Source organism: Dyadobacter linearis, assembly GCF_907165045.1.
Classification (GTDB): Bacteria; Bacteroidota; Bacteroidia; order Cytophagales; family Spirosomataceae; genus Dyadobacter; species Dyadobacter linearis.
In genome coordinates this window covers 436,889-462,172 of the sequence record NZ_CAJRAU010000006.1, presented here as the reverse complement: position 1 = coordinate 462,172, position 25,284 = coordinate 436,889, and the positions used below count along the sequence as shown (strand labels likewise).

At 46.9% G+C, this 25,284-nt stretch carries 14 protein-coding genes; 6 read left to right on the top strand and 8 right to left on the bottom strand.

Annotation, left to right across the window (positions count from 1 at the left end; translation table 11 throughout):
- Positions 1-6 precede the first annotated feature (6 nt).
- Positions 7-312 carry an ArsR/SmtB family transcription factor gene (locus tag KOD92_RS20990; RefSeq protein WP_215235554.1) on the top strand — a complete coding sequence of 102 codons (306 nt, stop codon included), beginning with the start codon at positions 7-9 and terminating at the stop codon, positions 310-312.
- Positions 313-360: 48 nt separating this feature from the next.
- On the top strand, positions 361-1,329 hold the full coding sequence (locus tag KOD92_RS20985) for a zinc-dependent alcohol dehydrogenase family protein (protein ID WP_215235553.1): 969 nt from the start codon (positions 361-363) through the stop codon (positions 1,327-1,329).
- A 797-nt stretch (positions 1,330-2,126) separates the two neighbouring features.
- Here the strand turns inward: KOD92_RS20985 and KOD92_RS20980 are convergent.
- The 8 genes from KOD92_RS20980 to KOD92_RS20945 form a co-directional block, all read right to left on the bottom strand.
- The gene (locus KOD92_RS20980) at positions 2,127-4,424 is read right to left on the bottom strand and encodes a hypothetical protein (protein ID WP_215235552.1); all 2,298 of its coding nucleotides are present in this window, start codon (positions 4,422-4,424) and stop codon (positions 2,127-2,129) included.
- 32 nt (positions 4,425-4,456) lie between these two features.
- Positions 4,457-7,318 (bottom strand): hypothetical protein, encoded by a 2,862-nt coding sequence (locus KOD92_RS20975; protein WP_215235551.1) that lies wholly within the window; start codon positions 7,316-7,318, stop codon positions 4,457-4,459.
- A 23-nt stretch (positions 7,319-7,341) separates the two neighbouring features.
- Complete coding sequence (locus KOD92_RS20970) at positions 7,342-9,966, bottom strand: glycoside hydrolase domain-containing protein (protein WP_215235550.1); 2,625 nt, start codon at positions 9,964-9,966, stop codon at positions 7,342-7,344.
- Between the two features lie 123 nt (positions 9,967-10,089).
- Positions 10,090-11,835, bottom strand: coding sequence for a RagB/SusD family nutrient uptake outer membrane protein (locus KOD92_RS20965; RefSeq protein ID WP_215235549.1), 1,746 nt, complete (start codon positions 11,833-11,835; stop codon positions 10,090-10,092).
- 32 nt (positions 11,836-11,867) lie between these two features.
- On the bottom strand, positions 11,868-15,326 hold the full coding sequence (locus KOD92_RS20960; RefSeq protein ID WP_215235548.1) for a TonB-dependent receptor: 3,459 nt from the start codon (positions 15,324-15,326) through the stop codon (positions 11,868-11,870).
- Between the two features lie 273 nt (positions 15,327-15,599).
- Positions 15,600-16,793, bottom strand: a complete 1,194-nt coding sequence (locus tag KOD92_RS20955; RefSeq protein ID WP_215235547.1) for a FecR family protein — start codon at positions 16,791-16,793, stop codon at positions 15,600-15,602.
- A gap of 81 nt (positions 16,794-16,874) precedes the next feature.
- The gene (locus KOD92_RS20950) at positions 16,875-17,456 is read right to left on the bottom strand and encodes an RNA polymerase sigma-70 factor (RefSeq protein ID WP_215235546.1); all 582 of its coding nucleotides are present in this window, start codon (positions 17,454-17,456) and stop codon (positions 16,875-16,877) included.
- Between the two features lie 53 nt (positions 17,457-17,509).
- Positions 17,510-18,070 carry a DJ-1/PfpI family protein gene (locus KOD92_RS20945; protein WP_215235545.1) on the bottom strand — a complete coding sequence of 187 codons (561 nt, stop codon included), beginning with the start codon at positions 18,068-18,070 and terminating at the stop codon, positions 17,510-17,512.
- A 210-nt stretch (positions 18,071-18,280) separates the two neighbouring features.
- Here KOD92_RS20945 and KOD92_RS20940 point away from each other — a divergent pair, with 210 nt between their 5' ends.
- The 4 genes from KOD92_RS20940 to KOD92_RS20925 are packed head-to-tail and all read left to right on the top strand — an operon-like array spanning position 18,281 to position 25,271.
- Positions 18,281-18,928: an RNA polymerase sigma-70 factor gene (locus tag KOD92_RS20940; RefSeq protein WP_215235544.1), complete on the top strand. Its 648-nt coding sequence runs from the start codon at positions 18,281-18,283 to the stop codon at positions 18,926-18,928.
- A 53-nt stretch (positions 18,929-18,981) separates the two neighbouring features.
- A complete protein-coding gene (locus KOD92_RS20935) occupies positions 18,982-19,998 on the top strand; it encodes a FecR family protein (protein WP_215235543.1) in 1,017 nt (338 codons plus the stop codon).
- A gap of 32 nt (positions 19,999-20,030) precedes the next feature.
- Positions 20,031-23,489: a SusC/RagA family TonB-linked outer membrane protein gene (locus tag KOD92_RS20930; protein WP_215235542.1), complete on the top strand. Its 3,459-nt coding sequence runs from the start codon at positions 20,031-20,033 to the stop codon at positions 23,487-23,489.
- 9 nt (positions 23,490-23,498) lie between these two features.
- Positions 23,499-25,271, top strand: a complete 1,773-nt coding sequence (locus KOD92_RS20925; protein ID WP_215235541.1) for a RagB/SusD family nutrient uptake outer membrane protein — start codon at positions 23,499-23,501, stop codon at positions 25,269-25,271.
- Positions 25,272-25,284: the final 13 nt, after the last annotated feature.

The window sequence follows — 25,284 nt, the reverse complement described above, 5'->3', positions numbered from 1 at the left end:
TGCATCATGATATTATTAGAAGTCATTAAGTCATTGTCAAATCAGACCCGGTTAAGCATTCTTGAATGGTTAAAAGAGCCTTTTGCGCACTTTCCTGCCGAGGAGCTAGCTGATTATTCGCCGGACTTGGGCGTGTGTGTTTCTGATATTGCAAAAAAAGCTGGAATGTCTGTGCCTACCGTTTCGGTTTACCTGAAAACAATGTTGGCCGCCAACATCTTGATTGCCACAAGAAAGGATCAGTGGACTTATTACAAAAGAAATGAACAGTCGATCCAGGAGTTAGCACGGCATATTAAAGACAATTTATAATTTTTTTGATTTACAACTTAGGTATTTGCCTAATTAGCTAAAAACAAAATGAAAGCAGCAATCTTAAATCAGTTTGGCCCTGTTGATAATTTCGAAATTGTCGATGTGCCTACGCCGAAGCCAGGCTTCGGGGAAGTTTTGGTCAAAGTCTTTGCAACATCTGTGAACCCGTTGGACTACCAGGTCCGTCGCGGTGATTATAAAGATGAGCTGACCTTACCGGTCATCACAGGTCACGATGTATCGGGTGAAATAGTGGAAGTTGGCCACGGTGTGGAAAATTTCAAGGCCGGTGACGAGGTTTATTACACGCCTGAGATCTTCAAAGGGCAGGGGAGTTATGCCCAGTATCACAGCGTCCATGAGTCTATCATTGCTTTAAAACCTAAAAACATCAGCCATCTGGAAGCTGCAACGCTTCCATTGGCAGCCGGAACAGCCTGGGAAATGCTGGTTACTCGGGCGCAGTTGAAAGTCAATCAGACTATCCTGATCCATGGCGGAGCCGGTGGCGTGGGAATGCTGACCATTCAGATTGCCAAAGCAATGGGAGCGATCGTTTTCACCTCTGCCAGGAAAGTCCATCACCAGGTTCTGCTCGAATTAGGGGCAGACTATGTGATCGACTATGCAAATGAAAACTACATTGAAGTGATCCAGCAACTTACGGGCGGTAAGGGAGTTGATGTTGTGATTGACACCATCGGAGGCAATACACTTTCCGATAGTGGACAGATCCTTAGCCAACTGGGTCAGGTAGTAACTATCGTAGACATCGAAAAACCGCAAAATCTGATTCACGCCTGGGGGAAAAATGCGACTTACCATTTTGTATTTACCCGACAAAACAGAAATAAATTGGACGAGATAACGAAACTCGTGGAAACTGGCAAGTTAAAACCTGTTCTTAATAAAGTCTTTTCGTTGTCGGAGATCAGCAAAGCGCATGATTTGCTGGAAAACAAAACCGGCGATAAGGATTTCTACGGCAAGATCGGAATCGAAATTGACAAGTAAAATATGACAAGCTTACCCAGGGTAAGCTTTGACGGAGGCAGACTATGATCAGTTCATTACCAACTGCACAGAAGATATTAAAACCCAGGCACTTTAAGTATATTTAATGATCTCGGACTTCTACTCAAAAACAGCGTATGAAAAATGATCGTGTAATTGTATCGTTAGCTCTGGTCGCCTTTGCGGCAGCCCTGTTCATCAATGGCTCGTTTAAATATGTCCTACTAGGTTTCTCAACAGCTGCCTTTCTCATTTTTATTCTCAAAATTGTTAACCGGGATAAAACCACGTAACATCATTCACCTTAAGTAGCCTAAATCGAGATGCAAATGTTCCGCTCAGGGGAATAGTATGAGGTTAGTTAAGCAGCCGGCTATTTCGGAAATTTCATAGATATTAAAATGAAGGATTTTGAGTAAGTTAAATATAAACACCTAATTCAGAAAACAATCCGAAAGATGGGACAAATCGGATACAAAAGTCTAGCCGCAGAGCGGCTCCCTGTTTATAGAAAAGTACATTCCATTATTATAGCAAGGGCCCCGGCGGGGCCTCCTGATTGATCGCCAATTCACAGGAGGCCCCGCCAGGGCCTAAATGTTTATGATAATTGATTTTCTACAAGCAGGTAGCTCCTCCGGAGCTTGAAATTTCCATTCTCATAAATAGCCGGCTTCCCAGTCGTTGCGCCGGCTTACATCTGTATGCAAATGTGCCACAAGTGCATAGATCCGCCGTGCATCAAATTCCTGATAAAATTGCGAAGTAGTGTTTATCAGGCGACGATGCGGCACTTCTCAATCCCTTTTCACATAATTTATATCCCTTCTGAGAATACAGTAAGGTTTTGTGTTAGCACCATCTATGTCCGTTTTATATAGCTGCCAGCTATCATCAGTGAGCTCTTCCAGGTGAAATTGATGGGCGGGATTGGCAAGCTGCTTTTTGAGCCAGCGTGGAAAAGCATTTGCAGCACGGGCGTTTTCCCAGGTTCTGATGGCTTTGAAAATAGCATCTTTATGTGGGCAACTTTCGACTTCTTTCTGATCAAGTTTTAAACTGTAAGTAGAGCCAATTCCTACTGAAATTGCTTGGATGTGCTCATATTCAGCGACGGTGGATTTTGCGTTGATCGGGAAGTTTGCGCCCATTCCGGCAGGAAAAAAGTTGGCGTACGTAACATCTCTCAGGTCTTTCCCTTGGCTGGTGGCACTGCCCCATTCCCTGGTTTCAAGGTCATAAAGATTTTTACCGCCACCCACATTCCAGATACTCTGATAATGCCAGGAGCCTTCTGACAAGGTGGATCCGGTAAACCGGATATAGGGTACGCTAAGCTCTTTTGCCCTCTCAAACATTTTACGAAAAAACCGCTTGACGGAATAATATCCGTGGCCATTGTTAAACAGAAACTCCTGGCCGTCAAAATCATAGTATGCCAGTCCATTGATCTTGCATACTTCGGCGTAGTACTCGGCTATTTTGTCCTGCAATTGCATGTTGGGAATGAGCCCGTCGTAGCCATAATTGATCGTCACCTGCAATTTGTAAATCGTATCACCGGCTGCATGACTGGCTTCCGTCGTTTTCCAGTAACCCCGTTTCACATTAAGCAGCCGGAATGGCGCTTTATCTGAAACTCCCATATAATAAATGAGTTCCTTGCCTATCTTGATCATATTCAGGTTCTTGGCATGACCTTCCCAGCTGGCGATTTCGTCCAAATATTTGGGATCATTGACGACAATGATCGTATCACCGGGTGCGATACTTTTGACGAGCAACCGTTTTTGCTGGTAATATAAGCTATCACTCGGAACCGGGCTGGCGTCTTTGGTACCCGGTGCCAATGCGGTCGTGATCGGCGTGCGGCCTATGATCAATCCGGATTTGGCGGCCATTTCGGCAAATTCTTTGTGCGACTTATCACCAGCCACCATTTTTAATGGTTTCTTTTCAAAGTTTTTTCCGTCCAGATATCCTGCATTCGCTCGGTCGGGCCTAACAAAACCCTGATCATATAAGCTGATTGCTCTGAAACCTAAACGGTGGGTATAAGGTACAATGCTATCATACACCCCGCCGACAGTAAGAGCGTCCGGCACAAATGCGGCCGGATCTTTCACCCATTTTCCATTGATCGTAGGATAAGGCAGGCCTTCCGATAGCACAATGTTTTGAACCACGTCCAGCAGCGCGGTACTGTCCGGACTTCCCCAAAATGCAACCGAAGATCCGTTGTAATCTATCCCAGGCAATGGCTGCACTTCCTGATGGTTCGGTTTGTTAACCGCCATATTTGGAATCAGCGAAAAGTAAACCTCCCGCTTTGGTGCCCGGTCCCTCGAACTGTACGCAATGGAAATTCTACCCTGAATGTCGATCTGAGCAGCGTTGCCATATAAAATCCGGTAATAAGGTTCTTTGTGCGCATAAAAGGCAACGTCGTTGATACCATCGCCTCCAATTGGAAAAATCTGACCTTCGTGCAGGTGTGAAGGCAGCGGGAAGCGCTTTTTGTCAGGACTATGAATGATATACTGAAAAGGCGCCGCGTCTGCTATGGTTTCGGATGTACCGCCCAGTGTGTTATCGTTCAGGGCCAGCATGCCGATCGCATAATTAACAGCATCGCTGGTATCGCGAGCTACCCCGATTATTTCTCCAAACAGATTGGTAATATTGGTATGATAGGCACCCCATTGAATGTTGTCAATACCATTTCGGGGACCAAGCGATTGCAAAGTCAGTTTGAAATACTTTTTGTTAGCAATCAATGCGACAGTAGCGACCGAACCATTGGGATATTGCAGCGCGAAAGTGTTTTTTGACTTATTATATGTTGCCTTCGTTGGCTGGTAATACTTCGCTTTTTTACTATCGTAAAGAGAAAGCAATGGCGACGGTTTGTCAACTGGACTAAATTCCCGCTGGGAACCTTTTCCGGTTACATTCTTCATACTGGTAATCCATCCCTTATTGTTGATATGGATTTTAAAATAGTCGGTAGCAAAGTCATGCTGGGCATAACAGTACGGAGCAACTATTAACATTAATGCATTTAAAATAAGGGTTTTAAGGATCTGAAATTGCATGTTAATCATCTCTGTAAAAAAAAATAAACGCATTAAGGTGTCAGCAAAAACCATTTCTGGCTCTTGGCTGGGATCGACACTTTTAATGTCATTTTGGTACCGTTCAATGCCATTTTTCTGGCCGCCCCGTCATTTTCCGAAATACTAACCTGCTTTTGCAGTCCCGTATAATAAAGGTCTATGTCAATTTCCCTGGTGATAGCCTCGTCGAGCGGGTTATAAACCATGAGCAAACCCTTTTCTTTTCCAAGCGGATCTACGTGCATGATCGCGTCATAATCCCTGCCGTCTGGCCGGCGGATGTGGATAATGTCCGAGTCGAGTACCCTTCTGTGCTTTTTGTAAAAATCGACCCACTTTTTGACCATAGCTTTTGTTTGAGGGGCATCATACAATTGCGGGCCGCGATAACACGCCTGCACGCCCGCGCCAAATAAATTGGCCAGTCGTTGTTCGTAATGCGGCAGGTGTTCTTTGAGGGGTTCAATGGTTGCAGCCGCACCGCCGCCGTGGTATTGTACAAGCGGAACAAACATCCAGCCCATCGACGGCGTTTTCTCCCAGGTACCGTCATAAATATTCTGACGCTCTATGATTTCCTGAAATTCGCGCGGAAGCGACCAGTTGGTTTCCCGGTAACCCATGGCCCCCTTGGTACTGCCGTTCAAATAATACCAGTCGGGAACATTCAGATAAATGCCTTTGCTTCTGCACCAGCAGTAAAACTTCTGAATTTCTCCAAACTGTTTCCAGCGCGAATCTTCCAGCCCACGGTGGCCGGGGTGGGTCGTGGAGGCGCATACATCGCCGGGATAGGAACCGTCATGTTCGAGCAGGTCATGCCCGGTTGTTTCGTAGAAATTGTATAGCTTTTTGAAATAATCCTTCCCCCATTCACTTTCCAGACAGGGAGAATTCCCGAATGCAGGTTTCTTCCCGGCCGGCATTACCACATCATCTTCTTTGCTAATAGCCCGGCTCGCCAGCAGAGAATAGCCGCCCAGCGCAATACCTTTCGATTTGGCATAATCCTTCAACTCCTTCATGCGCTGCAAGTTTTCAGGCGAAGTATTCTCGATATCAAACCCGCTGCCGAATGTCATGATCACCATTTCGAAACCTACCTCGGCACATTGATCGATCGCAGCTTTCACCGGCTCATCTTTTGCGCTGCTTACATGCATGATCACCGGATTTTCGGTAACCCAGGGCGATATCGTTCGGTACATTTTCCTTTCACTCAGGCCTCTCCGTTCCCGGTCGTAGCTATCATAAATCAGCTCCCAAAGCCGCATGCTTTCAAATGAAGCTCCGCCGGCAAGCTCCTGGCCCATGCCCGTTTTAGGCATACATACCAGCAGGGAGGGGGTTTGCAGCAGGTAGTTCACCTGCGTGGTGTAAGTGGAATCCACCTTCCATTCCACGCACGCATTTTGGGCGGCATTGGGCGACATGGAGCCGAATGCAAAATCGCTTTCTGCAAAGATGGGCGGCATTTCCCAGCGCTGCTTGTGTTCTACGGCACTTTCCGCCTCGGTCACAGCCAGGTGCTCGCTTTTAATATTATTGACAATAAATTCTGCTTCACCTTCATTTTCCACACTCACCCATTTGCTGATCATGGGCAGTCCGTCGTATAGCTCGTAGTGTACCGTCACTTTCAGGTTTTTGAGGAAATTGAAATCGGTATCCGATCCTTTATTTTCACCAAGTAAAAGCAACTGTTCTATCTTGCCTCTTCCCACCGCCCCATCTGCACCATTGCCTTTCACGTTACCTCCGCGAGGATCGGTTTTTCCCAGCCGGATATGCGTCGGAAAGCTGCTGGTCTGCAATTCTGTAAGTATCTGGTAAGTTTTACCATCCTCTGACACCGAGCAGATCATCTTTCCGGCGGCCGGCGATCCGGCGGCCGGCCCCGTCACCAGCAGTATTTTCAGGAAATAAGATTTGCCTGTATCAAAACCTTCAAAGTCCTGACTTTTACCATCATGATAAACACGGAATCGCTTGTTACCCGGCGAAAGATGAAATTTAGAAGATTTGTCGCCCTCAAACTGCAATGCAATGCCCGGACCATATCCGCTACTTTCATCTGTTCCCGAATTGAGCTTGCAGATAATCACTTTGGTTTGCTGCGGCAATGCGCGTTCTCCAAAAACCACCGCATTGGCCGGAGCGAGGATTTCCCCTGCTTTACCTTCATTATTAAATGCATTGGCCAAAGTGCGGGACGTAACAATGTTCCAGTCCGGCGATAATTTGATGAAATCATCTTTCAGCAAAACTTCCCTTTTCGAATCCTGCGCTTTCAGGTTTTTAAAATTCCTGATCACGTCCTCGTCGGCTTTGTATGTGAATGCTACTTCTATTCCTTTGGGCGGCCAGGGCAGTTGCTGCGACGACCATTCAGTACGACGGTTCCATTCGAAACGTTCTTTGATCGGGGAGGAGGTGTACGACATTAGTTTCAGGCTATATGGATCGGCTTTCATGCCCGGGATCCATTCAGGCAGCAGGTAATTCCCGATCGGCTGGCCGGTAAGTCCGCCCACATTGATCTCATGCCCATTCACCCAGAGCACAGCTTCCGGCGACACTGCTCTCACCAGCGCTTCGTTGGTAACCAGGTTGTCCAGCCCGATAGTTGCACCATTTGGATTCATGGTGAATGTTCTGGAAACCAGTCCATTACTCAAAACCATATAGCCCTCCTGAGTTTTATAAACAGCTGATTTCTGAGCATTACCGTTAATGAGCCAGTCCGTTTTGCTCCGCAATCTTTGCTTGTCATAAAGAGGCAGGTTACCTATCTCAATTCGCTGTGCTTGTGCACCGACGAGATGGCACGTGGTGATGATAAATGTCGCAATAGCAAGGATATTTTTTTTCATTTTATCGATTCGAGATAGCTCTGTCATTTATTTTCTTTTACTACAATCATAAACCCTTTTCCTCCCGGCACATTGACGGAACTCAGCGATTGCAGAGGTTGCTCGTCCTGGAAATCTTTTACAAATGGCATCGAGATCGTGCATTTGGAAGCATCGTAACCCAGCGCATTCCAGTCGATTAAAACCGATGCACTTTGCGCTTCTTTGTCCCAATTGGCAATAGCGATGACACTTTCATTTTTGCCCTTGAAAATAGAGCTAATAACGTGCTCATTATTAGTCTTAACCGGACAATCTTTGTCCCAGTAGCCAAGCAGTTCTTTGTCTTTAAAGTTGTGTTCATCCCAAAACTTCCATAGCTCGTCAGGCACATTGCCGGTCCAGCCAGAGCGGTTGGTGATGCCGTAAACCATTCCACGCCACGGGTTCCCTCCACCTTCCAGCATTTGTCCCGGAAGCCCGAAAGGTATCCCTGAAACTTCCACGAGCCAGTGGTCGGGTGCGCGGTTGTAATCTCTTGCTTCTCCGATCCAAACCAAGTCAAGGTACGGAAGCAGGTCCATATAGAGATTCAGGCAGCTTGCAAATCCAGCCCAGTTATTGAAATGGTTCCAGCTATGCAGGTCGATCCGGCCTTCGGGGCGGTTCTGGTCAATGACTTTCCGGGCTCGCTGCAAAGTGAATCGATCCAGTGCGGCATCGTCGATATAGATGCCATCAATCTTTAAATTCTGAACCATCCAGTCAAGCCCAGCGATGTAAAAATTATTGAGCCTGCTATTGGGCGTGGTGATCACAGACAGATCAATCGATCCCTTGAATTTGCCTTCGCTCACCGGGTTATACCATGCCGGAACATATTTTTCTCTTAAATTCTTAACCAGCCATTCATTCGGGCCTTTGGGATGTAATGCTTCGGTGCGGCTCGCATTGCCTGGTCCAGGAAAAAGTATTTCCCCGTTTAGGCTGTAAAAAGCCTGAAATTCTGGAATGTTCTTGGTAAGCTCGCGGGTGGTGTAATACAGTTTAAGCCGCTTTTTCTGGTTGTGGGCTTTGTCCACCAGTGTTTTGAGTTCAGCTGTATTTTCGTCTAAATAAGGATAATTGATGAACGGGTAAATATCTTCGGCGTGGTGGATATTGATGATATTGGCTCCTGCTTTTTCGGCTTTGTCCACCTTGCTGATCGCATTGGTGCCTCCCCCGTGAAAGTAGCGGTCGCCATATTTTTTTTCATTGCTGATAAATTTGAATGGCGTAATCAGAAGCTCAAAATCATAATTCTGGACACTTCCTGCGGCCATTTCCCGGCTGCCGGAATAGGCGCTCACCAGGATGGAATTGCCTTTTTCCTCCACATTTACGCCACCCTTATTCTCATTTCCCCACGAGGGAGGAAGACGCAGCGGTTCGAATTTGTAATAGATATTAACCAGCGGCAGCTTGTAGTTTTCAGCCTTCCATTTCAAACGCAACCCGCCATTTACCGCGCCCAGCCAAAGTGCATCCTGATTTTTGGTTGTATCCCACTGCCATTTCCAGGAATCGGGCCGCAAACCGCCCTCGCGGTTCAGTCCCATCATGTAAGTAGATTTTTCCTTCGCTACCGGCACTTCGAGACGGATATCTTTGATTTTTAATGGTTTCAATGCCTTCACCGAAACTTTATAATCCACAAACCCGTCATAGTTCAGGCTGCCCGAGCAGGTTAGCTCGCATTCAGCCGATGTGTTCTTTACCTGCCAATTAATATGGCCTTGCTTTTCCTCGATAAATTTCACAGCTCCTGGCGTTAGCCTGATAATCTCGCCATTTGCTTTTTCCACTACAAAACGAAATGCGCCGCCGGTAATAGGTTCACCTTTTTCAGAGATGCGCTGATTTGAACTCGTAAAAAAACTATTGATTTCCGCAGGTAGTCCGTCGCTTCCGATCACAAAAGATCTTCCCAAAATATGCAGCGTTTTGTCTTTGCGGGTTACTGGCTGGAAACCTTTCGTGATTTCTGCATCAATGCCGACGGTGCTATTCAGCCAGTTCATCCGGGATAGCCCTTTACCCTCGTTGTAGCCATGGTTTTCAACAGCATTGCCGTCAACCGTGAGCTGTATTTTTATAGATTGTTTTTTACCATTGACTAAAATGGTAGTGGTACCATTATAAATTCCTTTGGCCACGCCGGTAAGATCTGCCCCCACCCACAATGCCTGCACTTTACTATTCTGGACATTGATTTTTTTGGAAAATGGTTTTCCTAAATAATCGATTCCGCCCGCATTGAAGCAACTTACCTGCTTTGAAGGAATGGTTTTCCCATCCTTGCTTTTCAGATCTGAAAATTTGATTTCGAGGTCTTGAATGTCGCCGCTGCTAGCCCACACGCCGACCTGGTACACAAAGTACTCACCGGGCCGGGCTTTTAATTCAAAATTGTTTTTGATAAAATCATTTTTTAACCACGATATTTTCAACGAATCGTTCCACCGTATCGGGTTTTCCCGGCTTTCAGCAAAAACATAATGCGACTGTTTTGCCAGCTTTCCGTACTGCTTTTTGGCGGTTTCAGCAGAGATGTATTGCTCGCCGCTGTCTTGCCCGGTTACGGCGGCCGCCAAAAACAGCAGTGTACTCAGAAGAATGTATTTCATTAAGGTCTAGGATTTTGATAACATGCTGCGCGGTAACAAAAGACTCTTCTCCGCGTATTCTGCCCGTCAATAGGAGGAGCGCACCGTAGTGCGCTCCGGATTTGTAAAGGGTTTAGGTAATTTCTATTGCAATGGGTCAAATGTGCCTCCCCAGCTTTTATTCTGCTCGATTTTACTACTGCGATCCAGCGTCGATTTTGGAATACCAAAAAAGGAATACTTTTCTTCATCCAGCATCACAATCGGTCGGTAATCCCTGACTTCTGTTATAGTGAACTTATCGGCGATGGTATTGATGTCGACGAGACCTTTTGGCCGGTCTGCTGCCGTACCATTCCACTCAACTCTTAATCCATGGAAATATTTATCCTTGAAACTGTTGAATGTGGAAGTATAAACCCGCCATCTCCGCAGGTCCCAGAAGCGTTGTCCTTCGAAAGCAAACTCGACCAAACGCTCATCCATGATCGCTTTTCTGATCTCGGGAAGTGTTATTGCGGTGATACCATAATTCGCTTTTGCTCCCGGCTCTATCCCGGCGCGGCTGCGGATCTTATACATGCCAGCCAATGCTTCATCTGCTTTACCAATCTCGTTTGCGGCTTCTGCCATGTTCATCAGCACTTCTGCATATCGGATCTCGATCCAGTCAACCTGCCCGTCTTCAACGGTGGTTCGGGTAATGTTCCGGTCCAGCATTTTGGCGGGGTAAAAACTTGAATGCGAATACAGGTTTTCACTATTATCTGCCCTGGCTTCTTTCCCATTAATCCCGGTAGCCGCATTGCCATCCGCATCATAGAAATACGTCCACATATTTTCCTTTCCAAACATTTCCGCCAGGTAAGGTTCAGCGCCATTGTAAGCAATCGAAGCATAAAAACGCTTATCTCTGTCTTTAAACAAGGTTTTGTAATCCATCGTAGCCGGATTGTACTTCGATCCGTCCTTCATCGGATACGCATTAACCAGTTCCAGAGACGGAATATTATCACCTACTGCGCCGCGGGAGTAAAGTAATGGGCGCATTCCTGCTTGAGAATATCCGTTGGCAAACCCGGGATATTGGAATCTTTTGACCATGATCACCTCTTTGTTCATCTCGTCCGTCCACAGGTCTTTGTAATTTGCGTACAGTCCTTTTCCATTTGCATCCAGGAACGTGAGTGCATCTTTGCTTGCCTGATAGGCGGCTGTCCAGCGTGCGAGGTCATTCGTACGATTGAACTGCGGACTGGCCCAATACAGCAGAACGCGTCCTTTGAAAGACATTGCAGCGCCTTTATCAATCCGCCCGATCGTGCTGAGCGGTTCTACCAGCGGGATTGATTCGTCCAAATCCTTAAGTATTTGTGCAATGCACTCAGAGGTTTTGCTTCTGGCAACAAAAATGGCGTCTTTATTAGCCGGTGATTCAGGCTTTAAAATCAGTTCAACCCCTCCATAAGCTTTAACCATTCTGAAATAAGCGAATGCACGCCAGAAAAGCGCCTCGCCTTTCAACGACTTTTTGATGTTTTCATCAAAGGTTGCATTATCCACCTGAGCGAGAAAAATGTTGATTTTCCGAATGTTTTCGTAGGGGAAATCATTGTAAGTGTCAGCCGTGAGGGTGCCTTTCAGATAATCACTGAGTCCTCCTGCATTCTCTCCGTTGATCACCATGGTTTCATCCGTAAGTCGCCCAACTGAAAACGAGGATGGCATAAAGTTGGCGTACATGTCATTCACATAAGCCTCAGCCACCTTGGGATTGGTGAGAACATCCTCGCTGCTGAGTGCTGCAAGGTTGTTTTTGTCCAAAGGATCGCAGCCGGCCAGCATCATCAGGGAAAACAGGCTCGACAAGAATATATATGCTTTTTTCATATCTGTATTTCGATAAAAGATTGGCAAACTGATTAAAATGAAAGGTTTACGCCCATGGTATAAGTCTTCATCGTCGGATATGAATTCATATTGCCGACACTTGGGTCATGAAAATCATATTTTGAAAGCGTAAGCAGGTTGGCCCCGGACAAGTAAAAGCTAACCGCTCCCATGCCGATCTTTTTAGTCAGAGTTTTGGGGAGGGAGTAGTTCAGGTTTATGTTCTGAAAGCGCAGGAAACTGCCATTTTTCAGCCAGAAAGTGGATGGTAGATGGTCATTGGAAGCATCCCAGGTAACCGGCTGCGGATAGGCCGCATTCACATTTTCGGGCGACCATGAATCGAGCCAGAATGAAGGTGGTCTTGCGCCGTCGAAAAACCTTCTGCTATATCCATCGTCATACAGCTTGGAACCGCCGGTAACACCCTGAACAAACACGTCTAGTCCGATGCCTTTCCAGCTGGCCCTAAGGTTTAATCCAAATGTGTAGGGGTTAAGAGCATGCTTGCCTTTCAGAACTTGCCTGTCATAGTCATCGATCCTGCCATCGGGAACTCCCTGTGCACCATTGACATCCTCAAAATTGATAATACCTAAAACAGCCGGTTTCCCATAAATTGTATAGCCGGATGGTAGAGCGTCCAACTGTTCGCTTGTACGGATGATGCCAGAGGATACGAGCATTCTGATATAGTCCGTCGGGCGTCCGTTCGGGTTATCCACGTCCTGCGCATTCTGAGCCACGTCCCTTACTTTTACTTTATTATTAGAATAAGAGAAGCTGCCTTTAACCCCGTACGTTACATCACCCGCGTTGCCATTGTAACCCAGCTCGATTTCGTAGCCGTGACCATCGACAATACCATAGTTTTCAGGCGGCATACTTCCTCCGAAAGAGTTGGGCAGCGACGCGATCCGGGTATCGAGGATATCGTAATTATGTCTTTTGAAATACTCCCCTGAAAGTGAAAAACGGTCGAATATTTGTGCATCAAAACCTACATTAAGCTCACTGGTTTTCTCCCAGGTAAGTTTTTCGTTCACAATCCCATTGTAACCTACGCGCGGCTGCGGCGTGGTCCCAAACAGATAGTCGCCGCTCACGCCATAAGATTCGCTCCATTTCCAACCGCCGACAGCATCATTACCTGCCAAGCCCCAGGAGCCGCGCAGTTTTAGAAACTCAATGTGTTTTACTTTGAAAAAATTCTCCTTAGACAATACCCAGCCAGCCGAAACAGAAGGAAATAAGCCCCAGCGGTACTCAGGTCCGAAAAGCATTGATCCGTCACGGCGAGCGGTTACATTCAGGAAATATTTGTCGTCATAACTATAAATGACCCGGCCAATATAGGATGCGCGACCGGTTTCCGATTCGGTGCCGTCTACATAAGAGTCAGCCCTGGCCGAGGATGTTGCCCAGAACTGGTCGTTTTGTACGAGCGGGAAATTTTCTCTTACACCATAGAAATAATCGTATTTGCCCTCGCTCTGCTCATAAACGGCGATTGCGTCTATGTTATGTTTGCCAAACTGCTTGGTATAATTGGCGCTGAAATTCAACTGATAATTGTTGGTTGCTTCCTGGGTTCTTACCAGCCGCTCTTTATTGGGATATGAGGATTTTATGCTGCCGGTAATCTCGTCTGTGAAGATTGCGCCATTGGTTCCCTTTTTCACTACATCATACAGAGTCGTTTTCAGCTCATGAAGCTTCATCGTCCTGGACTCATAATTCGGGCTGAATTTACCCGACACAGACAACCCTTGTACAAACGGAACATTGTAGGTTAATCCTAAAACCATCGCAATGTTGCGTTCTGTGCGCGTCACTGAGCCGCCTTCTTCCACAAAGGCAAGTGGATTGCCTATCCACCCCGGATTGATGAATTTGCCGTCTGATGTTTTTGGTCCCGTGTTGGGCAGGTAATAAAGCAGCCTGCCCCACAAACTACCAAAAGTCGGATTTGTGTCAAAACCGTCCAGGTCTTCCTGCATAGCAAACCGCGTCTTTTTACCCTCGTTGTAGGCTACATTGAAGGTACCTGTCAAGTTTTTCGTAAGATTTACGTCAACATTAGAGCGGAAATTATACTTTTTAAAATCTGCATTTTTGATGAATGCCGACTGGTCGAAGTAGGAGCCAGCTACAAAATACTTCACCTTATCACTTCCCCCACTGGCAGAAAGGGAATGTCTTTGTAGTACAGGATCTATATAAGCCTGTTTATACCAGCCCCGTCCCGGATCATTATTTTCAAAGAAGGCGACTTCTTCGGCATCATACGAAGGTGCAAGGCCCCTGCTTGTCCGTGCGTAATTATTCAGCCTGACCATATCGCGGGCATCCACATAACTTGGTATTTTGGATGGATTGTCAAAACTGTACGAATAATTATAATTAAGCTGAAACTTACCCGACGTTCCTCTTTTCGTAGTGACAAGTACTACGCCATTCGCAGCTCTCGCACCGTATATTGCCCCGGACGCCGCATCTTTCAGCACCGTAATATTTTCCACTTCGGAATAATCCAGGGCGTCAAACATTCTTTTGTCCATGATCACACCGTCAATCACATAGAGGGGATCGTTCCCGGTACTTTTCCAGGTGTTAACAGACCGGATCCGGATGGGCGGCGCATACCCAGGCGCACCAGATGCCTGGCTTACATACACCCCGCTTAATCTTCCCGCCAGCGAGCTCGACAGGTTGGGTACCGGGTTGTTCTTAACGTCATCGGATTTCATCGTAGCAATAGCTCCGGTAACAGAGGTTTTCTTTTGCGTACCGTAACCCACCACTACTACTTCTTCGAGGGCTTTGTCATCTTCTGCCAGGCTGACCTCAAAAACGGTCCTTGTCCCCACAGCAATTTCCTGGGACACATATCCCACGTAACTGAAAACCAATCTTGCATTCTGATCGGGCACATCCAGCTGAAATTTCCCGTTTTCATCGGAAGTTGTCCCCAATTGTGCGCCTTTCAGCAGGATGCTAACTCCCGGAAGGCCTTCGCCAGCTACGTTCGTAATCGTGCCCCGCACGGCAATGTCCTTTTGCTGAGCACGATTCAGCTTATCGATGAGCATTCCCTGCATTCTTTTTTCCATATCCTGATGTGCGCCGGGATAGGTACCTTCTGTTGGCGACGAGAGATCCGGTGATAAGCCGGATTGTGGCGCAGGCAGCTTTTCCTCTTTTTTCTTGACCACAATGGTTTTATCCAAGACGGTATAAGTAAGCGGCTGACCTTTCAATACTTCATCCATGATCTCCTGAACTGAGCCGCTTTGAAGGGACGCAGTTACGTTCTTAGCCCTTTTAACGACTTTATTATCATAAAAAAACTTGTAACCGCTCTGTTGTTCAATCCGGTTAAACACGTTTGAAAGCGTCGCGTCTTTGACAGAAAGAACTATTTTCTGCGAGACGCCGTCGGCTGATACATGAACACAAGCGATTGCTATCAAAAGCGCTATCAGTTTCATTATCAAAATCGATTTAATAAAGTAACGGAGGTTAATACACGTCACTTTCCTGTGTAAAATAATTTGCATATTTTTGTTTGGGTTTGGATTGTTAAGATTGTTTTTCCATCAAAAAAGGGCAGTTCTTTCCTGGTCCGCTTCGCGGCTGGGAGCATTCCGGACATCAGCCGTTTCAGGTCAGATCTGAGACGGTTTTTTTGTTCCTGGAACGTGGGTGTCAATTTCTCTTTTTTATTTATCCATAATCGGCAGGTTTAGGTTTAAATCAGAGGGTTAGTTAGTCACTACTATTTTCTTATTTTCTATCCGGAAGTGTACATCACCCAGTTCGAGTATCTGCAGTACCTTCGATAAATTGGTATTCCGTTCGATTTGTCCTACGAATTCGTATTCTTTTATAGGTCCTTCATAAACTACCTCCATGTCATACCAGCGAGAAAGTTGTCTCATCAACTCCGGCAAGCCTACGTTGTTGAAGCGAAAATATCCCTCTTTCCATGCGATTACGGTTTTGGTATCCACCTGTTTGACTTTAAATGACCCAGCAGCTATGTCAGCACTTTTTCGCAGATCTCTGGTTAACAAAGCCTGTTCTCCCGGCCTCAGCAATACTCCCTGATTTTCTTTCCCTGCTAATCCCAGTTTGATACTGCCTTCCACTAAGGTTGTTTGAATAATAGCTTCATCGGCATAACTGTTCACATTAAAGCGTGTGCCGAGCACCTCCACAACCTGGTTGCCCGCTTTCACTTTAAATGGAACGCGCTTTGAATTTTTTGTCACCTTGGCCACTTCAAAATATGCTTCGCCAGCAATTTCAACCACCCGTTCCGTTGTCGGGAAAACAGTGGGAAAATGGATAGATGAAGCCGCATTAAGCCACACCCGCGTCCCGTCGGGCAGCTTTACCTGATATTGCCCTGCCTTTGGAGTGGAAATGGTATTATAGGTCACCGTTTGTGCACGGCTGCCCGCTTCCTGCATATCAAATTCATAAACAATTTCTCCCTGCTTTGTTTTAATCACCGCAGTTTGTCCCTGCTGCGCCAGCTTACCGTTGCCAGCTTCATGCAACATAATATTTTGACCGTTTGCCAATGTAAGCTTCGCTCTGTTATCCCCCGGAGCCGCATCATGAACGATGGCAACAGTTTTAATGTTGGGCTCATTTTTTTGTTTAAAGAAAAAATTCACGCCGATTGTACTAACTATGGCAATGGAAGCGGCAACTGCAAGCCATTTGAGCAGTGGTTTCACCGTGCTGTTATTCGATGCTTTCTCATCCTTATTTACCGGAAGGGACTCCCAAACCTGATCCAGGTTCTTTTCAATTTCATTGGTAGTAATGGTTGAGTTGGACGATTTTCCGTGAGCGATATACCAGCTTTCCAGCAGCGCCATTTCCTCCTCGGTCAATGTTCCGTCCTTATATTTTTGAAATAGCTCCTTTGCCAGAGATTCGTCCATGATACATGTTTTCTGCTAATGTATATAAGACGGGCTGCGCGGGTGGAAGTAGTAGGCTTGCGCAAAAAAAAGCTGTTTTTTTTAAAGGTCTTTCGAAATATACATCAGCACGAAAGCCAAATCCAGCTTCTGCCTGAGAATATGAAGGGCATTACTAACCTGTTTTTTGACAGTCTTGTCTGATATATGAAGCTCCTGAGCAATTTCCTTGTAAGAAAGGTCTGTATTTCTGCTCATCTCAAATACCTCACGCATTTTGGGAGGTAGCAATGAAACTTCCTGCTCAATGAGTACGGTGAGTTCTTTTTCTCTTATCTGCTGGTCGGTAATACATTCACCCTGTTCAATGAATGCAGCCAGGGAACTGATGTATTTCTGCTCCACTTTTTTGTGGGAAATGACATCAAAAATGCGATTTCGGAGCGCCTTGTATAAATAGGAAGAGAAGGAGGTGTGTGGCTTGATCTCCTTTCTGTTAAGCCAGAGTGTAGTGAAAAGCTCCTGTAAAATATCTTTGGCTTCTTCCTGATCCCCCAGCATCCTGTGAGCATGCAAAAAGAGCACACCCTTATAGCGACGATAGATTTCGGCAAACGCCTGGTCATCGTCATTCGCTATCAGTTCAGCTAATTCCAGATCACTACTTAGGTAATAAGAAGCCATATCATAAGAAAGGCTAAATATAACTTAAATATAATGCAAGAAATGGCCCGTAATTAAAACCGATTGCTGTTCAGACAGGAAAAAACTTCCCGGTAAAAATCAGGGTGCGACTGCCAGGTTTGTCCAGTTACTATATTTCCGTCGCGAATTGCTTCTTGCGTTGAATACGTGCCACCTCCCATTTCAATTTCGGTCCGAATATGTTCATAAGCGGTAAGGTTCCGGTTGTTGGCTAATCCGGCTGTAACCAGAATCTGGATCCCGTGGCAAATTGCGAAGACCCACTTGCCCTGCCTGTCAAACTCCCGTACTACTTCCAGTAACCCGGCATGGTTGCGCAGGTGTTCGGGGGCGCGGCCGCCCAGCAGCAGAATGGCGTCGTAATCACTCACTACTACCTCTTCAATTGTGAGGTCAGAAGCCAGACAATAGCCCGGGCGCTCTACATAAGTATCCCAGCCTAATTCAAAATCGTGCATGACGAGGTTAAGCCTGCGTTTGCTCGGGGCAGCTATCAATGCGATATCGCCTTCTTCCTGGAAACGGTGAACGGCATAAAGGGTTTCATAACTTTCGCCACCGTCTCCGGTAACGATCAAGATTTTGCGATCCATGGTATTAAAATAAACTTTGGGTTAGCTTGGCCACTTAACATTCTTAAACACCAAAAGCCAAAACCAAGCGCATACTACCTTGATCAGGGATGGAAAAACCAATCCTGTCGCCCCAGCGTGAGACGATACCGGTTTAAATTATTTAGGCGGAGCTAGGGTGTTCCTGACAGAACTTGTCTTTACTATTGAAAGCATCAATCAATCAGGACATTGAATCAGAAACAAACTGAGCTAACAACCGCTTCGGGCAGCATACCAATTGAAGCTTCGGTGACGATCGGTGAGATTCCCGCATCCGATTGCACGCAGGATAAGGAGTACTTTATCCGGCAGGCTTTTCACGTCAACGCGCTTACTGGTTATGAACTGCTTTTCCGGCAATACTACGGCTCACTATGCAGCCACGCGGCCAGGTACGTTTATACCCGGGAGGTTGCCGAGGATCTGGTCTCAGAAGTGTTTTATACTTTTTGGAAAAATCAGGCGTATCTGCAGATCAATACATCTTTCCGGGCCTACCTGTTTGCTTCTGTCCGGTATAAGGCGCTTAATTATCTGAAATGGGAGTTTTTCAAAGAAGATCATTTTGAGTTACAGGAGGATGGAGAAACGGGCGGAACACCTGAGCCGGATCAGATCCTTGAATACGATGAACTCTATATGTACATAGAAAAGATCGCCGCCTCGCTGCCGCCGCAATGTCGCAAGGTATTTCTGCTCAACCGCTTTGAAGGGAAATCCTACGCTGAAATTGCGAAAGCAATGGGTGTATCCGTGAAGGCGATAGAGGGTCACATGAGCAAGGCGCTGGCCGTATTCCGCAAGGCGCTTACCGCTTACCGAATGCCGGGGAAGTGAGGTTTGGAGCAGACAGAGTTAGCCATTTAACAAGAGAATCAACAGAAATTGAAATGGAATTTATAATTACAAAAGAGATCATGTTCAACTATTTTTCGGGACATGCTTCGGCGTTGCAAAAGAAATTGATTGCAGAGAGCCTGGCAGATCCAAAAAATCTCGAAATCTATTATGCATATCTCGAAGAATGGGAAAAATGCCAGCCGCAATTTCTGCCTGACCTTCCAGCCGCATTCACTAAAAATCTTGAACGTATACACAGTACCGAACAGCAGCCGCGCCGGCTTCGGAAGGGTGCCGCAATCCACCCGCTGCACGTTTTAACCAGTTTATTAGCTATTAGGGTAGCTGCCTGTATATTGGTACTCGGACTGACCGGCTACTTTTTCCGCGATCACATCATTTATGAAAACTATGAAACCGCATACGGCGAGTTGCGCTCATTTACACTTTCTGACAGCAGCAGCGTAGTTCTCAATTCCAACAGTACCCTGCGCGTGCCCAGGTTCACCTTCGCCGTTTGGTCAAGAGAAGTCCGTCTTTCAGGAGAGGCAGAGTTTCATGTGAGAAGGCGCGGTGATAAGCTCCGTTTCGTAGTGCATACACCTGGCAATAATACAGTTACGGTATTGGGAACTGAGTTTTCGGTATACAGCAGGAATAACAAGACGGACGTAACATTAAATAAAGGAAAAGTAGAATTGGCATCGGTTAACTCACCCGAACCAACTGTTATGAAGCCCGGTGAAAAGGGAAGTTTCGCACCCGACGGAAGTATTCATATCCACGCACTTTCTCCCGGAGAACTTTCCAGCCAGACAGCCTGGAAGGAGCAGCGTTTTGCATTCAACCACACTACACTTACAGAAATCGCAGTGCAGATCCGTGATGTTTTCGGAACAGATATCCGGATTAACGACCCTTCGCTGGCGAGCAGGCAGCTCACAGGAACTTTCAAAGCTCAGACGGCCGATGACCTTCTGGAAGTCCTTAAAGAAATGCTTGGTATTGAAGTGATTAAAGTTAAAAAGCAAGTGCATCTTATTCCTAAACCCACAAACACCAATTAAACCCATGTCCATTACTAAACCTTTCTTGCTACATGAGACAAAAATTTAGGTTTATCAGCATTTGGTCCGCGGCTGTATTTCTTTCCCTTTCCATTGAGGTCTCAGCGCAGATCCTGGCATTGTCTCCACAGCACAAAGTGAGCCAGGAAAGAACCGAAACACAGGTAAAACAGGTACGCGAGGTAATTTTGCAATTGAAGGAGCTTTACAAAGCAGATATTCTTTTTGAGGAAAAACTCCTGGAAGGACTGGAAGCGAGGGGAATGACGGTGAAACCCAAAAGTACGCTTGAAGAAAATCTCAGGCAGTTGCTCACACCGGTCGGGCTCAGACACAGAAAAGTAAAAGGAAATTCATTTGTAATCCTGCCCGCGAGCACAAATGCAGCAGGTACGCCGGAAATAACACCCAATCAAAGAAAAGGACCCGATCACAGCAATCTGAAAACACTTGGCAGTGAAGTGCCGCGCGTGATGATAGCGCCGCAACAGGCTGAAATTGTGGTGAAAGGCAGAGTGACGGACTCCGAAAAGAACGAAGCGTTACCCGGCGTGAGTGTGCTGCTCAAAGGTTCCACGGCCGGCGTGATTACGGATGAAAAAGGTGAATTTGAGATTAAGGTAGCAGATACTTCCGCGGTACTAGTTTTCAGCTTTATCGGATTTACCTCCCAGGAAACGTCGGTTGGTACCAAAAGTTTTGTGTCGATGGTATTGCAGCCGGCGCTTAATTCACTGGAAGAGCTGGTGGTAGTGGGTTATGGAACGCAGAAAAAAGTAAACCTTACCGGCTCCGTAGCCACGATGGACGCGAAGCAACTGTCTGTCGTTCCGTCGGGCAACGTAGGTAACCTGCTTGCCGGGAACCTGCCGGGGCTGATATCCGTACAGCGCAGCGGCGAACCCGGAAAAGATGACCCTACTTTGTCAATCCGTGGTTTCGGGAATGCACTTGTGGTGGTTGACGGTATCGTCGGCAGGGATTTTTACCGGCTCGATCCGAATGAAATCGAGAGTATCACCATATTAAAAGATGCTGCGTCTGCCTCGGTATACGGCGTGAGCGGCGGAAACGGTGTAATACTTGTAACAACCAAAAAGGGCGTTTCGGGCAAGCCTGAGCTGAGTTATTCCATGAATTATTCCGTGCAGCATGTGACCAAGTACCCAAGACTGGTTAACTCCGAAGAATTTGCAACATTGAAAAACGAGGCAGCCGTAAATATCGGAGGTACACCGGTTTACAGCCAGGCCGATGTACAGAAATTCCGCGACGGCAGTGACCCGATCAATTTTCCAAACTATAACTATTACGATTTGTATGTAAGGGACTATACGCCGGTTGTACAGCAAAACCTAAGTGTGAGAGGAGGAAGCGACAAGATCAAATATTTCTTTTTGCTGGGCGGGCACAAAGCTACTGCCATGTGGGGCGAGGGTGACCAGACTTACAAAAAATACAATTTCAGGTCGAATGTAGAGGCGCAGATCAACGACAACCTGAAAGTGTCCGTGGATATCGGAGCAAGAAGCGAAACGCGGAACGACCTCGTGCAGGACGCTTACTTAATGGCTTCCTGGCTGCAATACTCGTGGCCGATCGTGAACCCGAAGACACCGGACGGGAAGATATCCAATAATAATTACGGACTTTCGGGATACCTGGAACCTGAATTATCAGGATATGCCAGAAACCGGCGGAATGCATTGCAGGGTAACCTGGCTATCGATTACAAAATCCCTTTCATTGATGGTTTAAATGCCCGGTTCCTGGCGGCTTACGATTTGCTCTATGACGATTCCAAGCACTGGCAAAAGCAGATCAAGCACCACGTTTGGGACCCTGCCACAGGAACGTCACGCGTAGTAGGCGGGCGTGACAGTAATTTTCTTGTACTGGGAAAAGGCGAGAATTCATCAAGCCGCATCCAGGCTTCGCTCAATTACAACAAGCTCATTGCCAATCACCATAATGTGGGCGCGCTGCTTCTTTACGAGGAAAATGAGATCAAAGGAACGAGCATTTCCGCCAGGAGAGATAATTACGTAGTACCGATCGATCAGCTCTTCGCCGGCCCGCTCCTTGGCCAGACCAACTCGGGAACTGCGATGGATGATGGGAGACAAAGCCTCGTGGGCAGATTCAGCTACGATTACGATGGCAAATACCTCCTTGAATACAGTTTTCGCTACGACGGCTCGCCGCGCTTTCCTGTGGAGAGACGCTGGGGACTGTTCTCGGGAGTTTCAGCAGGGTGGAGATTGTCGGAAGAGAAATTCATTTCAGATCGCCTTCCTTTTCTCGGAAACCTGAAACTGCGCGGCTCGTATGGGGAATCCGGGAATGACAATACCGGCGCTTTTCAATACCTGGCGGGTTATAATTATCCTTCGCAAACCTACATTATGGGCGGTAATGAAGTGTCAAGCGGATTGGTTGATGCAGGTGTGCCCAATCCCAACATTACCTGGGAGCGTACGAGTATGTTTAATGCGGGTATTGATTTTGGCCTGAAAAATCACCTGCTGGACGTTGAATTCGATATTTTCAGACGCCAGCGCAAAGGTATGCTGGGTACGAGGGCATTGCAGTTGCCAAGTACTTTCGGCGCCGGACTGCCTGCCGAGAACCTGAATGCAGACCAGACTTCCGGGATGGAGCTTGTGGTAAGTCATTCCAACAAGATCAGTCAGGTGAAATTCAATATCTCGGGAAATGTGTCTTTCTCGAAATCGAAATGGACGGATTACGAACAGGGAGAATTCCCCTCGCAGGATGCCTACTGGCGGAACAGCGTGCAGGGCAGGTGGAAAAACAGGTTCTGGGGATTGAAAGCGGTCGGGCAGTTTCAGTCGGAAGAAGAAATTCTCAGCTCGCCAGTACAGGACGCACTTGGCAATTCGACATTGCTTCCCGGAGATATTAAATACCAGGATTTCAACAACGACGGCGTGATCAACGACTACGATGGTCAGCCGCTGGGGCGTGGCGAGATTCCGGAGATCATGTACGGACTGAACCTCAATGCATCCTGGAAGAAATTTTCAGTGACAATGAACTGGCAGGGCGGGGCCAATTTCGTCATGCAAATGCAGCATTTCCTGATCCAGCCTTTTGCCAACGATATGAGTACCTACGCATACTTTATGGACCGGTGGCACCGTGCGGATATTACCAACCCGGATTCGGAATGGATACCTGGCCGCTACCCGGCGATCCGCAACAATGGTACGAACAACAACAATCGGTTTTCTTCTTTTTGGTTAAAAGATGCCTCCTACATTCGTTTGAAAGCATTGAATATCAACTATACAGTGGACCTGCCGCAATTGAAACGCATTGGAGTGAAATCGTTGACAGCTTTTCTCAGCGGACAAAATCTGGTCACTTTTTCAGGTCTCGAATACATGGACCCGGAAACGCCTACCGGCAGAAATTCGGTTTACCCGCTGCAAAAAACGTACAACCTGGGTTTTAACATCACTTTTTAATTGACTAAGATGAAGAGCAAAATATTACTTTCATTTATGCTGCTGGCCTTTATGGGTTGCGTTGATGATGTGCTCGACCGCAAGCCGCTGAACCTGGTGTCAGACGCGGATGTGTGGCAGTCAACCCAGCTGGTCGATCTTTACCTGGTTGCGCTTTACGACAACATTCCAACGGGCATGGTAAGAGGCGGCGCTACCTTTGAATTCCATTATACCGACGAAGCTTCCCACCCTTACGCGGGTTCTATATTCGTATCCGATTATGGCATTCAGGCGCTGGCGCTGAACACGACCATGTACTCCTGGATCAGAAAGGCCAATTATTTCCTGGAAATGATCCCGACGAGCGCACTTACAGCGGAGGAAATCGCTACACGGACTGCCGAGTGCCGGTTTATCCGCGCTTACTACTATTTTGATCTGGTCAAAAAATACGGCGGCATGCCGATTATTACCGAAGTGCAAAGCTTTGACAGCGATATAGAGGCACTCAAAGTTTCGCGCAATACCGAAAAGGAAGTGTATGATTACATACTCGCGGAACTGGATGCGGCAGCGGCTGGATTGCCAGAAGGCTGGGATGCGACCAACTCTAACAGAGCCACCAAATGGTCGGCACTGGCGCTCAAATCACGTTCGATGCTGTACGCCGCGTCGATCGCTAAGTATGGTGCGGTTCAACTCAACGGGTTGATAGGCATTCCGGCAGACCAGGCCCAGCAATATTACCAGCATTCATTGAGTGCTTCCAAAGCGATTATCGATGGAAAAAAATACTCGCTTTATGCAAAAAGCTACGATCATGAAAGTGGATCCGGCGATCCGGCGGCTAACTATGAAAGCATTTTTACGGATGAAAACAACGTGGAAGTAATCTTTCAAAAAGCATACAGTGATCCTAACAAAACGCATTTGTATGATACTTACGTGCTGCCGCATAGTTTCAAGCCGGCCTGCTGCGGAAGTGTGGGTTCGGTGACGCTGGAAATGGTAGAATCTTACGAGAATATCGATGGTACACCTGGAAAGCTTGACTATGAAAATAAGGTTTTTGAAACGCCAGATGCGCTTTTTGAGAAAAAAGACCCCAGGTTCAAAGCGACGGTTTCAAGGTCTGAATCTCCGTTTATTGGCAGGAATATCCAAATATACCGCGGGATTGTGGGACCGAACGGAACTGTGTACGATGCGCCGGGAGCTGATTTTCCATTAGATCCGAGCCGCAAGCAGGTCGGACTGGACGGACCTGCGCCGCTTGGCGACGTTGGGAAAACAGGATTTTATCTGCGTAAATACATCAATACAAAAGGAGGGATCGTACCGGACGGACGCTCAGCTCAAAACTACGTTGATTTCAGATATGCAGAGATTCTGCTGAACCTCGCAGAAGCCAATTTTGAGGCAAATCTTGACAAAGCCGCTGCATTGAATGCGATCAACCAGATACGTTCCAGGGCAGGTATTGCCAAACTGACCACCGCGCAGCTGACGCTCGAAAAGGTCCGCAACGAGAGAAAGATAGAGCTGGCATTTGAAGACAAACGGTTCTGGGACATGAGAAGATGGCGCATCGGAACCAGCCTTTTCCGCAATACCCAGATGCACGGATTGTGGCCCTACCTGCAATACAAGGATGGAAATTACAAGTACACATTCAGGAAGCAGTCGGGAGCGCCGATCGATAATGGCTACACGCGGCTGTTCCAGGAGCGCGACTATTACAGCGATTTATCCGCCTATATCCGCTCCAATGCCAACATTCGCAATAATCCAGGATGGTAAGACCCCGGATGGT